We start from the raw sequence: 14923 nt of genomic DNA on the forward strand, positions 1-14923 counted from the left end.
GCGCTCCGTGCGCGAACTGTTCACGAGATGCCGGGTTGTCGGCCGGGCCCGGGTCAGGCGGTGGCGGCGAAGCCTTGCTCGAGATCCGCGAGGATGTCGTCGATCGACTCGAGCCCGACCGACAGGCGGACGAGGCCGGCCGTGACCGCGCTCGCTGCCTGCTCCTCGGGCGTGAGCTGGCTGTGGGTGGTGGACGCCGGGTGGATCACGAGGCTGCGTGCGTCACCGATGTTGGCGACATGGCTGTGCAGCGTGAGGCCCTCGACGAACTTCTTGCCCGCCTCGTGGCCGCCCTTGATCTCGAACGCGAGGACCGATCCGTAGCCCTTGCCGCCGCCGAGTTCGGTCGCCCGGTCGTGCCACGGGCTCGACGCCAGGCCGGAGAAGTTGATCGACTCGACCTGGTCGTGGCCGTCGAGGAAGTCAGCAACGGCCTGCGCGTTCGACCAGTGCCGTTCCATCCGCAGGCTCAACGTCTCGAGTCCCTGCAGGAACATGAACGCGTTGAACGGTGAGATCGCCATGCCGATGTCCCGCAGCAACTGCACGCGCGCCTTGAGGATGAACGACCCGTGGCCGAGCGCCGGCCAGTAGGCGAGGCCGTGGTAGCTCGGGTCTGGTTGGTTGAAGTTCGGGAACCGCTCTGCGTCGCCGTAGTCGAACGTTCCCGCGTCGACGATTGCACCGCCGATCGACGTGCCGTGACCGCCGATGAACTTGGTGAGGCTGTGCACGACGATGTCGGCGCCGTGCTCGAGCGGCCGGATCAGATACGGCGTCGCGACCGTGTTGTCGACGATCAACGGAACACCGACGTCGTGCGCGATTCCGCTGACGCCGCGGATGTCGAGCACGTCGTTCTTCGGGTTCGGGATCGATTCGCCGTAGAAGCACTTCGTGCGGTCGGTGGCAGCGGCGCGCCACTGTTCGAGATCGTCGGGATCCTCGACGAAGGTGACGTCGATCCCCATCTTCGGCAGCGTGTAGTGCAGCAGGTTGTAGGTACCGCCGTAGAGCGACGGTGACGCGACGACGTGATCACCGGACTCGGCGAGGTTCAACACCGCCAACGTCGACGCGGCCTGACCGGAGCTGACCGCGAGTGCGCCGGGAAGGCCGATTGCCGTGACGCAGCCTCCTTCGAGCGCGTTCAGGCGTGCCTCGAGGGCGCCCTGCGTCGGGTTCATGATGCGCGTGTAGATGTTGCCGACCTCGGCGAGCGCGAACAGGTTCGCGGCGTGGTCGGCGTCGCGGAACTCGAATGACGTCGTCTGATAGATCGGAACCGCGCGGGCCCCGGTGGACTCGTCGGGATCCCCCCCGACATGGATCTGCTTGGTTTCGAATCCCCAGTTGTCGCTCATGCCGCAGAACCCTACGGCACAAAATCCCGACCCGTAAAGTCAGGTTTTCCTGCCGGCGCATCGTTCGAAAACGAACTCGTCGCGCTTCCACCCGGAACCCGGGAAGAAGCGCGACGAGAACGAAGTGCTGGTGCGTCGGACGAGCGTCAGGAATCTCCGCCGGAGGCCTCGGCGACCTTCTGCTTGCCGGCGTTGATGAACGGCATCATCGCCCGCAGCTCGGAGCCGATCTCCTCGATCGGGTGCGTCTTCCCGGCTTCCTGCATCCGGTGGTAGTTCTCGCGACCCGACTCGGACTCGGCGACCCACTCGTCAGCGAACTGTCCGGTCTGGATCTCGGTGAGAATCTTCTTCATCTCGGCCTTGGTGGAGTCGGTGACGACGCGTGGGCCGCGGGTGAGGTCGCCGTACTCGGCGGTGTCGGAGATGCTGTACCGCATGCCGGCGATGCCTTCCTCGTACATGAGGTCGACGATCAGCTTGACCTCGTGCAGGCACTCGAAGTACGCCATCTCCGGGGCGTAGCCCGCCTCGGTGAGGGTCTCGAAACCGGCGCGAACGAGCTCGGTGAGGCCACCGCAGAGGACGGCCTGCTCACCGAACAGGTCGGTCTCGGTCTCCTCCTTGAACGTGGTCTCGATCACACCGGCGCGGGTGCCACCGATCGCATCGGCGTACGACATGGCGACGGCGCGAGCGTTGCCGGTCGCGTCCTGTGCCACCGCGATGAGCGACGGGACGCCGCCGCCTTCGGTGAACGTGCGGCGCACCAGGTGACCCGGGCCCTTCGGAGCGATCATGATCACGTCGACGCCCTCGGGAGCCTGGATCCGGTCGAAGTGGACGTTGAACCCGTGGGCGAACGCGATCGCGTCGCCCTCGTCGAGGTTCGGAGCGATGTGCTCGTCATAGATCTTCTTCTGCTCGGTGTCGGGGGCCAGGATCATGATGACCTGGGATGCCTTGGTGGCGTCGGCGATCGACATCACCGTGAGGCCGGCCTCCTCGGCCTTGGCGACCGACGACGATCCGTCACGCAAGCCGACGACGACGTCGACACCCGACTCCTTCATGTTCAGCGCGTGGGCGTGACCCTGCGACCCGTAGCCGATGACGGCCACCTTCTTGGAGCGGATGATCGAGGAATCGGCGTCCTCGGCGTAGTACACGGTGACGGCCATGGTCAGCCTGCCTTTCAATGGATCGGTGTTCGGTGTTCGTTGTTGGATGATCTTGGGGAGCGCGCCCGCGCGGTGAGCGCCAGCGAGCATGCATGGCGCCAAGGGCGATCAGACTCTAACCGCGGCCGTTGGTCCGAGCCCTTGACGATCGGTTCGTCTGCTAGTTCGCGACGCGGAGTCGCGCACCACGGTCGAGCTTGGGGAGCGCCACTCGTCCGGTGCGTTGCAGCTCCACGATGCCGTACGAGTCCAGCAGTTCCTCGAAATCGTCGAGCTTGTCGGGATGACCCTCGAGGCTCAGCGTGAGATTGTCCTCGGACACCGCGATGATCTTGCCCTCGAAGATCTGCGTCAGGGTCTGCACCTCGCCACGTGCCGCTCCCGCCGCCTTCACGGTGGCGATCATCAACTCACGCTCGACGCTGTGCGTCGGATCGAGCTCGGAGATCTTGATCACGTCGATCAGCTTGAAGAGCTGCTTCGTGACCTGTTCGAGAGGGGCCGAGTCGAGGTCGACGACGATCGTGATCCGGCTCATCCCCTCCTGCTCCGCGGGAGCGACGGCGAGTGAGTAGATGTTGTAGCCACGGCGAGCGAACAGACCCGACACGCGGGCGAGGACGCCCGGACGGTTCTGGACCAGCACGGAGAGGATGTGGTGGTTGAGGTCGGTCGTCGGGTAGGTGTTCGACCCGTAGTCGCGAACGCGGCTCATGAGAGGTGCTCCTTCCGGTCTTGCTGCGTGGGGTGCAGGATCACGTCGTCATTGCTCGCTCCGGCCGGAACCATCGGGAACACGCCCTCGGCGGCTTCGGTGCGGAACTCGACGACGACCGGGCGATCGTTGATCGAGTTCGCCTTCTCGATCGCCGGGCCGACCTCCTCGGGCGACTCGACACGGATCGCCGCGCAGCCCATCGACTCGGCCATCATCACGAAGTCGGGCAGCGCCGACGAGTCGAGGAACACCGACGAGTAGCGCTCGTCGTAGAACATCTCCTGCCACTGGCGGACCATGCCGAGGTAGCTGTTGTTCAACAGAGCGACCTTGATCGGCAGTCCTTCGAGCGATGCGGTCACGAGTTCCTGTGCCGTCATCTGGAAACAGCCGTCGCCGTCGATCGCCCACACGGTGCTGTCGGGCTTCGCGGCTTTCGCACCGATCGCGGCGGGGATCGAGAAGCCCATCGTGCCGAGACCACCGGAGTTGACCCAGGTGTACGGATCGTTGAAGTGCCAGTACTGCGACGCGAACATCTGGTGCTGACCGACGCCCGAGGCGACGATCGTCTTGTCGGGCGCATGGTCACGCAGTTGCTCGATGCAGAACTGCGGCTTCAGAGCGGCGCCCGGCTCGGATGGCTCGTAGGTCATCGGGAACTGTTCCTGCCAGCCCGACACCTTGCTCTTCCACGCTCCGGTGTCGGCTTGCGTGACCCCGCTGTCGAGCAGTGCACGGATCTGGACGATCATCTCCTCGATCACGAGGCGGGCGTCGCCGACGATCGGGACGTCGGGCCGACGCACCTTGCCCTGTTCGGCTGGATCGATGTCGACGTGGATGACCTTGGCGTTCTGGGCGAAGGCGTCGACCTTGCCGGTGATGCGGTCGTCGAAGCGTGAGCCGAGTGCGATCAGGAGATCGGCCTTCTGCATCGCGGTGACGGCCGTGGCGTTGCCGTGCATGCCCGGCATCCCGAGGTTCAACTCGTGGTCATCGGGGAACGCGCCGCGGGCCATCAGGGTGGTGACGACGTGGATGCCGGTCAGCTCGACCAGCTCCGCGAGCGCCTCGGCCGCACGGGCCTTGAGGATGCCGCCGCCGGCGTAGATGACCGGCTGCTCGGCCTCGAGGATCAGCTTCGCTGCCTCCTTGACCATTCGGGGATGGCCCTTCATGTTCGGCCGGTACCCGGGGAGGCTCGCGAGCACTTCCTCGTCGGTCGGCCAGTACCACTCCATCTCACCGACGAGCACGTCCTTGGGGACGTCGACCAACGTCGGACCGGGCCGACCCGTCGTGGCGATGTGGAACGCCTGACGAATCGCCATCGGCAGACTCTGGCTGGTCATGACGAGTTCGTTGTGCTTCGTGCACGACCGGGTGATGCCGACGGTGTCGCACTCCTGGAAGGCGTCGGAGCCGATGGCGGCCGTGGGGACCTGCCCGGTGATCGCGACCATCGGGATGGAGTCCATGTAGGCGTCCATCAGCGGCGTGACGAGGTTGGTCGCCGCGGGGCCGGAGGTGACCATCGCGACGCCCGGCTTGCCCGACACGTGGGCGTACCCCTCGGCCATGTGGCCGGCACCCTGCTCGTGGCGCACGAGCACGTGACGGATCGACGACTCGAGCAACGGGTCGTACGCCGGGAGGATGCATCCGCCCGGGTAGCCGAACATCGTGTCGACCCCTTCCATTTCCAGGGAACGGATCAGGGCTTGCGCCCCGGTGATCCGTTCGCCCTCCGGGTGCTCCTTCGTGGCGGGAGTCGGAGTGGAATCGCTGGTGTCTGTCGGTTGTGCGGTCATCGGTGATGCCTTTGTTGGGTGCGGTTCGGGTTCAGTGTGGTGGGAGGAAGGCGCTTCGACGCCGAAACGGTGCCGAAAAAGCAAACGACCTCCCGGCTGGGAGGTCGAGGCACGCGCAGAGGTGGGTCGGCGCGCGCTAGTGAATGAGTACTACGGACAGGTTGGTCGACTCGCTCACGCCCCACATCCAACCACGCGATCACGCCCAACGCAAACCCCATCACCGCCCCTCCCCCGTTTGCGTTGCACTTTTGGCTCTCCGTGCAGCCAGAACTGCAACGCAAACGGGAAGAGCGGGTGGAGCGGGGAGGGAGGGTGGTGGTGATTCAGGTGAGGGTGACGACGCCTTGGAGGGCGGCGGCGGTGAGGGTGTTCTCGAGCAGGCTGGCGATGGTCATCGGGCCGGTTCCGCCGGGCATCGGGGTGATCCAGCCGGCGACTTCGGCGACGGGTTCGAAGTCGACGTCACCCACGATCCCCGCCTCGGTGCGCGACACGCCGACGTCGATCACGGCGGCGCCGGGCTTGACCATGTCGGCGGTGATCATCCGCGCCTGGCCGGCGGCCGCGATCACGATGTCGGCCTCGCGGACGACGCCGGCCATGTCGGCGGTGCGCGAGTGCGCCATGGTGACGGTGGCGTCGGTGCCCTTGCGGTTGAGCAGCAGCGACAACGGCAGACCGACCAGCGTCGAACGACCGACGACGACCGCGCGGCGGCCACTGATGGGCACGTCGTACTTCTCGAGCAACCGCATCACACCGAGCGGCGTGCAGCTGACGAGTCCCGGACGACCGCGCACGAGTCGACCCATCGAACGCTCGGTCAGCCCGTCGACGTCCTTCTCCGCCGGGATCAGATCGAGGACGGGTTCGGGGTCGAGCCCGTCGGGCAACGGCAGTTGAACGAGGATGCCGTGGACCGAATCGTCGAGAGCCAACGAACGCACGACGGTCTCGACCTCGGCCTGCGTCGCCGACGCTGGAAGCGACTCGTGGCGCGACACCATCCCGGCCTCCGCGGCCTTCTTGTGCTTGGAGTTGACGTAGCGCTGCGACGGTCCGTCGTCACCGACGAGCAGCGTCGCGAGGCAGATGTCGGGAGAACCGAGCTCCTCGATCCGCTGCGCCAGCCCCGCGACGACCTCGTCGCGCAGCGCGTTCCCGTCCATCCTGATCGCAGCCATGGCCGCGGACGTTACACAACGGGTCTGACCCGTTACGCAACGCCTCGACGAGACGCTTGCTGCTGCGGTACCCCGTTACGTATCGGGTCAGACCCGTTGCGTACCGATCAGCCGGCTTCGGAGTGGGTAACGGGCTGTTCGCCCATCCACTCGCGGAGGGTGTTCTTCAGCTTGGTCTGCTGGATGAACAGGTCCTGCTCGGCGGGTGAGTCTCCGGCGGCCTGCGGGGCCTTCAGGTAGAAGCTCAGCCATTCCTGAACGCCGGACGAACCGGCGCGGTGGGCGAGGTCCATGAAGAGCGCGAGGTCGAGCACGATCGGGGCGGCGAGGATCGAGTCACGGCAGAGGAAGTCGACCTTGATCTGCATCTCGTAGCCGAGCCAGCCGAAGATGTCGATCGCGTCCCAGCCCTCCTTGTTGTCTCCACGCGGGGGGTAGTAGTTGATCCGCACGACGTGGTCGATGTTGCCGTACAGGTCGGGGTACACCTCCGGCTGGAGGATCCCGCCGAGCACGCCGAGCTTCGACATCTCCTTGGTCTTGAAGTTCTCGGGATCGTCGAGCACCTCGCCGTCACGGTTGCCGAGGATGTTCGTGGAGTACCAGCCGCGCATGCCGAGCATCCGGGCCTTGAAGCCGGGGGCGAGCATCGTCTTCATCAGGGTCTGGCCCGTCTTGAAGTCCTTGCCGGCGATCGGAACACCGTTGCGCTTGGACAGCTCGATCATGCAGTCGAGGTCGGTGGTCAGGTTCGGTGCGCCGTTGGCGTAGGGGACGTCGGACTGGAGGGCGGCGTAGCAGTAGATCTGCGACGGCGAGATGTTCTCGTCGTTGTCGCGCAGGCCCTGCTCGAACGCTTCGACGCTGTCGTGCACGGCCGTCGGCTCCTGGTACGCCTCGGTGGAGCCACACCACACGATGACCATGCGATCACAGCCGTTCTCCTCCTTGAAGCGGGCCATGTCGGCGATGAGCGCCTCGGCCTGGTCCCACTTGTTCGGGATGTCCTTCACGCGGACGCCGTCGAGACGGCTGACCCAGCGCTGGTCGAACACGGCCTCCATCGGCACGATGCCTTCCATCTCCTTGGAGATCGCGTCGAGGTCGTTGCCCTGGAGCACGCCGGCGGTCTTGGCGGCTTCCATCGCGTTCGGCGAGATCGGGTCCCACCCGCCGAAGACGATGTCATCGAGTTCCGCGAGCGGCACGAACTCCTTGATCAGCGGGTTGCGGTTCTCCTCCTTGGTGCCGAGGCGGATGTGTGCCATCTGGCTGATCGAGCCGATCGGCGGGGTGATGCCCTGCCGAGCGGCGATCACGCCGGCGATGAAGGTGGACGCAACCGCGCCCATCCCCGGCGTGAGGACGCCGAGCTTTCCGGATGCGGGTGCGATGTCGCGAGTGGTCATGCGAACATCATAAGCTTCGTTTCACTCGACGGGGTGAACGTGAAGAAATACTGAACTAAACTCCGACACGTGCCGCCCTCCGCCCTTCACGCATCGAGCGCCCCGCTTCCGGACATCTCGATCCGCCAGCTGGAGTACCTGATCGCGGTCGCCGACGCCCCCTCGTGGAAGATCGCCGCCGAACGCGTCGGCGTCAGTCCGTCCGCTCTGTCGCAAGGACTCGCGGAGCTCGAACGCCGCGTGGGTGTTCCGATCTTCGAAGCCGACGGCCGCCGGCGACTCCTCCGGACCAGTAGTGCACCCGTTCTGGACCATGCACGGCGCGTCGTCACCGCGACATCCGATCTGACCAACTGGGCCGCGTCGATGAACGCGTCGGCGACCGGTCGCGCTCGCCTCGGGATGATCGACGTGGCCGCCGTCGCCCACTTTCCCGACGTGTTGCGTTCGTTCCGGGCCGACCACGACGGTGTCGACCTCACCCTGTCGGTCGCTCCGTCCCAGGTGTTGCTCGCCGATCTCGAGTCGGGCGATCTCGACGTGGTGGTCTGTGTCGAACCGCCGACCACGCCTTCGGGAATTGCGACCGAGTCGCTGCTCCGCGAGGAGCTCGTCGTGTATGCGCCGCCGGACGAGAAGATCGGCACGCCGGGCACGTGGGGCCCGTGGGTGTTGTTCCCCTCCGGATCACACACGCGGCGCGCGGTCGACGGCTTCCTGTCCACCGTGGGCGCTCCACTCGAGGTGGCCGCCGAGTCACATCAGCCCGACGTGCTGCGCGAGATGGTGCTGCTCGGACTGGGTTGGACCGTGCTGCCGCGCAGCCAGGGCGAGCGGTCACCGGTGGACGTGACCGTCGGGGCCGAACTCGGTGAACGCACGCTGGTCATGGCGCGCCGACGCGACGCGATCGTCGATCCGGCGGTCGACGAACTCGCGAACCGTCTCCGGCGCCGCTCCCCCGGCTGACCCACACCCACCGACCCCGTTCAGGTACCGACGAGGACGTCGTAGGCGCACTCGTGCGCCCCCGCCGTCTTGTGGACCACGCGCCGCACGGTGGCCTCGGGGAGCAGGTCGCTCAGGAAGTCGATCTCCGACGAGCATGCCTGCCGATACCGCTGGGCAACCGGCCACATCGCACAGTGATGGAGATGGATCCGATACCGCGACGCATCCACCCGCTCGCAGTCGGCGAGGTACCCCTGCGCATCGAGCAGTTCGGTCACGATGGCGATGCGATCGTCGGCGGACGCCCCGTCCAACCGCGGGCGAGCATCGTCGACCAGACGGCGCCGACGGCGGTCGAAGACCCGTCGAACGAGATCCGGGTCCTCGTCCGCCATGTGATCGAGGAGGTCGAGCGACAGCGTCGAGTCGGGCGTGGTGAGATACGGGTCGGCGAGTTCGGTGGCGTGGTAGCGATCGGCCGGTCGGCCGCGTCGGCTGCGCTCACGTCGGGCCTCGATGAATCCGCCGGCACGGAGCGCGGCGAGATGCTGGCGGGCCGCGCTGGCCGAGATGTCGAGCGCATCGGCGAGCGCGTCGGCGGTCGTTTCGCCCCGGCGCTTGACCTCGATCAGGACGCGTTGCTGCGTCGGCGACGGCGCGATCGCAACGGCATCCATGTGACGAACGTATCACCGATCGCAAGGTTTTCGCAGTTTTGCAAGGTGCAACTTGCGAAACCGCGGGAAACCTTGATACACAGGGAGTACGACATCGAGCGACCCCGAACCCCGGAGATCCGTCACCACGATTCGATCCCAGGGAGTCGGGACCGGAACTCCCCATACAATCGATGATCACAGCGCTGTCCGACCTCGACGACCACAGGCGCTGACGAAAGGCAAGGCGATGAGCGAAACACTTCGAGAGATCGAGGAACTGACGCAGGCGAGCTACGAGTACGGCTTCAGCACCGACCTCGACACCGACGTCGCGCCTCCCGGGCTCAACGAGGACATCGTTCGCCTCATCTCCGCCAAGAAGGACGAGCCCGAATGGCTCCTCGAGTGGCGCCTGAAGGCTTACGCGGCCTGGAAGGACATGGAGCAGCCCGACTGGGCGAAGCTTAACATCGAGCCGATCGACTACGAGGCGATCAGCTACTGGGCGGCACCGAAGAAGAAGCCGGTGCTCGACAGCATGGACGACGTCGATCCCGAGATCCGCGACATGTTCGACAAGCTCGGAATCCCGTTGCACGAGCAGAAGATGCTCAGCAACGTGGCGGTCGACGCGATCGTCGACTCCGTCTCGGTCACGACCACGTTCAAGGAGACGCTCGCCGAGGCCGGCGTGATCTTCTGTTCCTTCTCCGAAGCGGTCCAGGACCACCCGGAGCTGGTGCGCGAGCACCTCGGCTCGGTCGTCCCCGTGCGCGACAACTTCTTCGCCGCGCTCAACTCGGCGGTCTTCTCCGACGGGTCGTTCTGCTACATCCCGAAGGGCGTGCGCTGCCCGATGGAGCTCTCCACCTACTTCCGGATCAACTCCCAGAACACCGGCCAGTTCGAGCGCACGCTGATCGTGGCCGAAGACGATTCGCACGTGTCGTACCTCGAAGGATGCACCGCACCCCAGCGTGACGAGAACCAGCTGCACGCGGCCGTCGTCGAGTTGGTCGCCAAGGACCGCGCCGAGATCAAGTACTCGACGGTGCAGAACTGGTACCCGGGCGACGAGAACGGCCTCGGCGGCATCTACAACTTCGTCACCAAACGCGGCCGGGCCCACACCGACGCCAAGATCTCCTGGACCCAGGTCGAGACCGGTTCCGCGATCACCTGGAAGTACCCGAGCGTCATCCTGCAGGGCGACCGCTCGGTCGGCGAGTTCTACTCCGTCGCGCTGTCGAGCAAACGCCAGCAGGCCGACACCGGCACCAAGATGGTCCACATCGGTGCCGACACCACGAGCTCGATCATCTCGAAGGGCATCTCCGCCGCCCAGGGCCAGAACACCTATCGCGGGCTCGTGAAGATGATGCGTTCGGCCGAGAACGCCCGCAACTACACCCAGTGCGACTCGCTGCTGCTGGGCAAGGAATGCGGCGCCCACACCATCCCCTACATCGAGGTGAAGAACCCGAGTGCTCAGGTCGAGCACGAGGCTTCGACCTCCACCGTCGGGGAGGACCAGCTCTACTACTGCCGCCAACGCGGCATGACCGAAGAAGACGCGATGTCCATGATCGTGAACGGCTTCTGCCGTGAAGTGTTCAACGAACTGCCCATGGAATTCGCCGTCGAAGCTCAGCGCCTGCTGAGCGTCAGCTTGGAAGGAAGTGTCGGCTGATGCTGCACGTCAAGAATCTCACCGCCTCAATCGACGACAAGCAGATCCTCAAGGGCCTCGACCTCGACGTCGGGGCCGGCGAGGTCCACGCGATCATGGGCCCGAACGGCTCCGGCAAGAGCACGTTCGCGCACGCCCTGGCCGGTCGCGAGGGCTACGACATCGAGGGCACCGTGACCCTCGACGATGCCGACCTGCTGGAGATGGAGCCGGAGGATCGCGCCGCGGCGGGGATCTTCATGGGGTTCCAGTACCCCGTCGAGATCCCGGGCGTCAACAACATGTACTTCCTGCGCACCGCACTCAACTCCGTGCGCAAGGCACGCGGCGAGACCGAGATCGGCGCGCGGGACTTCCTCAAGACCGCCAACGAGGCGATGGCGCTCGTCGACATGAAGGAGGACTTCCTCAACCGCGCGGTCAACGCCGGGTTCAGTGGCGGCGAGAAGAAGCGCAACGAGATCCTCCAGATGGCGGTCATGCAACCGCGCCTCGCGATCCTCGACGAAACCGATTCGGGACTCGACATCGACGCGCTGCGGATCATCGCGGGCGGTGTCAACGCACTGCGCGGGCCCGAGCGTTCGATGATCGTCATCACCCACTACCAGCGCCTGCTCGACTACATCAAGCCCGACTTCGTCCACGTGCTCGTCGACGGACGGATCGTGGAGTCGGGCGACCACACGCTGGCGCTGCACCTCGAAGACCACGGCTACGCCGACTTCGTCAACACCGACCTGAACGACGCACCGGAGCGACCGCTCACCGGAGCGCCTTCGTGACGATCAGCTCGACCGCTCCGGCTGTCGGGGGGACCGACGCGATGGCCGATGCCCGTCTCGGCGCGCTCGATCGGATCGCCGAGCTCGGTCCGCCGACGCGACGCGATGAAGCGTGGCGCTACGCCCCGCACCGCCAACTCGGTGAGCTGACGTTCGGACCGTCGCCCGAGTCAGGCCCATCGCTGTCGGTCGACCTCGACTCGGTCGTTCCCACGCTCTCGGGGCCGCGCATCGTCGTGGTCAACGGTGCGGTCGATCGCGATCGTTCCAAGCTCGCGTCGATCGACGGAATCCGCATCTCGACGCTCGGCGACGCGCTCGCCGAGCGACCGGAGCGGGTCGCTCCACACTTCGAACTCGGAGACGTCGATGACGTGTTCCTCGCGGCCAACATCGCGTTCGGCAACGACGGTGCCGTCATCCACATCGAGGACAACGTCGACCTCGACATCCCGATCCACATCATCGATGTCGCGGTGCCCGGCGACTCACCGAACGGCACCTGCACCGGCGTCGTCGTCCACGTGGGCTCGCAGAGTTCGGCCACGGTCGTCGAGACACGGGTCGGGTTCACCGATGCGTTCGGCGGGTCGAACATCCGCACCTCCGTCACGCTCGATGCCGACGCCACGCTCGAACACATCGTGCTGCAGGACGTCCCCACCGAGCAGATCCATCTCAGCCGGGTCGACGTCACGCAGGGCCTGAACAGCACGTTCCGCGCGCGGTCGTTCAACCTCGGCGCCGCGTACGGTCGGCTGGCCTACACCGTCCACCTGGATGGCGAGGGCGCTCACGCCGACCTGTCCGGGCTGTTCTTCGGATTCGGTGATCAGACGCTCGACCAGCAACTCGACATCACCCACGCCGCACCGAACTGCACGAGCCGTCAGTCGTACCGTGGCGTGCTCGACGACTCGAGTACCGGCGTGTTCAATGGCGGCATCGACGTGAAGCCCGGGGCCGACGGCACCGACGCCGAGCAGTCGAACGACAACCTGCTGCTGTCGAACCGGGCCGAGATCAACACCCAGCCACGGCTCGAGATCCTCGCCGACGAGGTCGCCTGCAAGCACGGTGCCACCGTCGGCCAACTCGACGACACGGCGCTGTACTACATGCGCTCACGCGGGATCCCCGCCGACGAGGCACGTCGACTGTTGATCAACGGTTTCGCCGACCAGGCGGTCGACGACGTGGGCATCGGGGCCGTTCGGGATTGGATCACACACCGACTGGGACACGACGATGTCTGAGCACGTGTCCGACCAGCAGGTCAGCGTGGGCGCCACCAAGGGCTTCACGTTGCCGCGCGAGTGCACGGTCACGATCGTGCCCGCCGGTCACAAGATCACCCTCGCCGAGGGCGAGCGGGTGAAGTTGATGCAGGCGCTCGGCGGCACGGCCACCGTCACCACTGCCGATGGCGAGATGGCCCGGCTCAGCAAGGCCGATTCGGTCGAGTTCGGTTTCATCGACGCCCCGGACGAAGCACCGACCGTTGCGTCCGACGAGCCGTTCAGCGTCGACCGCGTGTGGGAAGCCGCCACGACCGTGTTCGACCCCGAGATCCCGGTCGACATCGTCGAACTCGGCCTCGTGTACCGCGTCGATGCCGACGAACTGCCGAGCGGCGGCTGGAGTGTCGACATCGACATGTCGGTCACCGCCCCGTTCTGCGGCATGGGCGACATCCTCCGCCAAGACCTGCACGACGCGGTCGCCGCGTTGTCCGGCGTCGAGGAGGTCGACGTGAAGCTGGTCCTCGATCCGCCCTGGGACGTGTCCCGCCTGTCCGACGTGGCGCGCCTCGAACTGGGGATGATGTGACCGACTCGGCTGCCGGTTCGATCGCGATCGGCACCGACCCCGGCGCGCCCGCCGCTCCCGACTCCGTCCCGCGCCCGGAGGTCTCCGCTCCCGACGTTCTCGGCGAGGACGTCGACGAGACCGCGATCATGAACGCCCTTCGCGGTGTGATCGATCCGGAACTCGGCGACAACATCGTCGACCTCGGCATGGTCAAGCGGCTCGAACGAGGCGCCGATCGGGCGATGCACGTGACGATCGCACTCACCACGGCTGGATGCCCGCTGCGGGCACAGCTGATGCGCGATGCGAAGGCGCGGGTCGTCTCGCTGCCGGACATCGACACGGTCAAGATCCACTTCGGCGAAATGACGTCCGACGAGCGCAAGGCCGTCATGAACCAGGCTCGTTGGAAGGCGCGTGACAACGCGCTCGACACCGACATCCCGGCCACGGCACGAATCCTCGCGATCTCGTCGGGCAAGGGCGGTGTCGGCAAGTCGTCGGTCACCGCCAACATCGCGGTGCTGCTCGCCGATCGCGGGTACACGGTCGGCGTGCTCGATGCCGACGTCGGCGGGTTCTCGATGCCACATCTGCTGGGGATCGACGGCGAGATCGAAGGTGAACGAGCGGGCGAGGGCAAGACCGTGATGAAGCCCGTCGTGCGCGAGATCGGCGACGGTGTGCTGCACATCGTGTCGATGGGTTCGATCGCCGGAGCGAACGAGACCGAAGCGATCATGTGGCGCGGGATGATGCTCAACCGGGCCGTCCAGCACTTCCTCGAGGACGTCCAGTGGGGAGCGCTCGACTACCTGCTCATCGACATGCCCCCTGGAACCTCCGACATCCAGATGGGCCTCGCTCGGATGCTGCCGAGAACCGACGTCGTGATCGTCACCACTCCGGCGAAGGCTGCTCAGCAAGTCGCTGCTCGCGCCGCCGACATGGCGCGCAAGGGGTTCCTGCGAGTGGCGGGAGTGATCGAGAACATGGGTCCGGTGACGGCAGCCGACGGAACGGTCACGGCGATGTTCGGGTCCGGTGGAGGTCAGCACCTCGCCGACAGCATCGGAGTCCCGCTCCTCGGCTCGATCCCCCTCGACGCGGGAGTTGCGGCGGGCGGCGACTCGGGCCTCCCGGTCGCGCTCGACCAACCCGACAACGCGGCATCCGCGATCTATCGGGAACTGACCGACGTCATCATCGACGACGTCGCTCCCCCGGTGGCGATCGCCGACTGCAGCCTCCGCGGAGCGCTCACCCGAGCCGGCGCCGACATCGAAGGCGCCCGAGAACGAGCCGCCGCCCGCTGAGGTCAGCTGGGGGAGCCGGGTGGTCGCCAGATCCTCG

13 protein-coding genes are annotated in these 14923 nt (G+C 66.2%); 6 read left to right on the plus strand and 7 right to left on the minus strand.

What is annotated here, in order from left to right; translation table 11 throughout:
* Positions 1-53 precede the first annotated feature (53 nt).
* The 6 genes from ON45_RS02715 to ON45_RS02740 form a co-directional block, all read right to left on the minus strand.
* On the minus strand, positions 54-1364 hold the full coding sequence (locus ON45_RS02715) for a bifunctional o-acetylhomoserine/o-acetylserine sulfhydrylase (protein WP_040491735.1): 1311 nt from the start codon (positions 1362-1364) through the stop codon (positions 54-56).
* Between the two features lie 146 nt (positions 1365-1510).
* The gene (ilvC, locus tag ON45_RS02720) at positions 1511-2545 is read right to left on the minus strand and encodes a ketol-acid reductoisomerase (protein WP_040491737.1); all 1035 of its coding nucleotides are present in this window, start codon (positions 2543-2545) and stop codon (positions 1511-1513) included.
* 160 nt (positions 2546-2705) lie between these two features.
* Positions 2706-3260: an acetolactate synthase small subunit gene (gene ilvN, locus ON45_RS02725; protein WP_051062337.1), complete on the minus strand. Its 555-nt coding sequence runs from the start codon at positions 3258-3260 to the stop codon at positions 2706-2708.
* Entirely contained in the window at positions 3257-5077 is a 1821-nt protein-coding gene (gene ilvB, locus ON45_RS02730; RefSeq protein ID WP_051062338.1) for a biosynthetic-type acetolactate synthase large subunit, read from the minus strand. The genes ilvN and ilvB overlap by 4 nt, the downstream gene beginning before the upstream one ends.
* A 326-nt stretch (positions 5078-5403) precedes the next feature.
* The gene (locus tag ON45_RS02735) at positions 5404-6264 is read right to left on the minus strand and encodes a bifunctional 5,10-methylenetetrahydrofolate dehydrogenase/5,10-methenyltetrahydrofolate cyclohydrolase (RefSeq protein WP_040491739.1); all 861 of its coding nucleotides are present in this window, start codon (positions 6262-6264) and stop codon (positions 5404-5406) included.
* Between the two features lie 107 nt (positions 6265-6371).
* Positions 6372-7673, minus strand: a complete 1302-nt coding sequence (locus tag ON45_RS02740) for an inositol-3-phosphate synthase (protein ID WP_040491741.1) — start codon at positions 7671-7673, stop codon at positions 6372-6374.
* A gap of 69 nt (positions 7674-7742) precedes the next feature.
* On the opposite strand from ON45_RS02740, the gene ON45_RS02745 reads away from it, so the two are divergent.
* Positions 7743-8642 (plus strand): LysR family transcriptional regulator, encoded by a 900-nt coding sequence (locus ON45_RS02745; RefSeq protein WP_040491742.1) that lies wholly within the window; start codon positions 7743-7745, stop codon positions 8640-8642.
* 20 nt (positions 8643-8662) lie between these two features.
* Here ON45_RS02745 and ON45_RS02750 read toward each other — a convergent pair whose 3' ends face one another.
* A complete protein-coding gene (locus tag ON45_RS02750; RefSeq protein ID WP_040491743.1) occupies positions 8663-9301 on the minus strand; it encodes a helix-turn-helix transcriptional regulator in 639 nt (212 codons plus the stop codon).
* Positions 9302-9530: 229 nt separating this feature from the next.
* Between ON45_RS02750 and sufB the strand changes: the two genes are divergently transcribed.
* Genes sufB through ON45_RS02775 form a run of 5 tightly spaced genes read left to right on the plus strand, consistent with a single transcriptional unit; the run spans position 9531 to position 14886 of the window.
* Entirely contained in the window at positions 9531-10973 is a 1443-nt protein-coding gene (sufB, locus tag ON45_RS02755) for a Fe-S cluster assembly protein SufB (protein ID WP_040491745.1), read from the plus strand.
* Complete coding sequence (gene sufC / locus ON45_RS02760) at positions 10973-11758, plus strand: Fe-S cluster assembly ATPase SufC (protein ID WP_040491747.1); 786 nt, start codon at positions 10973-10975, stop codon at positions 11756-11758. The genes sufB and sufC overlap by 1 nt, the downstream gene beginning before the upstream one ends.
* Complete coding sequence (gene sufD, locus ON45_RS02765) at positions 11755-13014, plus strand: Fe-S cluster assembly protein SufD (protein WP_051062339.1); 1260 nt, start codon at positions 11755-11757, stop codon at positions 13012-13014. The genes sufC and sufD overlap by 4 nt, the downstream gene beginning before the upstream one ends.
* Positions 13007-13588, plus strand: coding sequence for an iron-sulfur cluster assembly protein (locus tag ON45_RS02770; protein ID WP_083914159.1), 582 nt, complete (start codon positions 13007-13009; stop codon positions 13586-13588). Before sufD ends, ON45_RS02770 begins: the two co-directional genes overlap by 8 nt.
* Positions 13585-14886 carry a P-loop NTPase gene (locus tag ON45_RS02775; RefSeq protein ID WP_051062341.1) on the plus strand — a complete coding sequence of 434 codons (1302 nt, stop codon included), beginning with the start codon at positions 13585-13587 and terminating at the stop codon, positions 14884-14886. Before ON45_RS02770 ends, ON45_RS02775 begins: the two co-directional genes overlap by 4 nt.
* The last annotated feature ends 37 nt before the right edge of the window (positions 14887-14923 follow it).

Source organism: Ilumatobacter nonamiensis YM16-303 (assembly GCF_000350145.1).
GTDB lineage: Bacteria > Actinomycetota > Acidimicrobiia > Acidimicrobiales > Ilumatobacteraceae > Ilumatobacter_A > Ilumatobacter_A nonamiensis.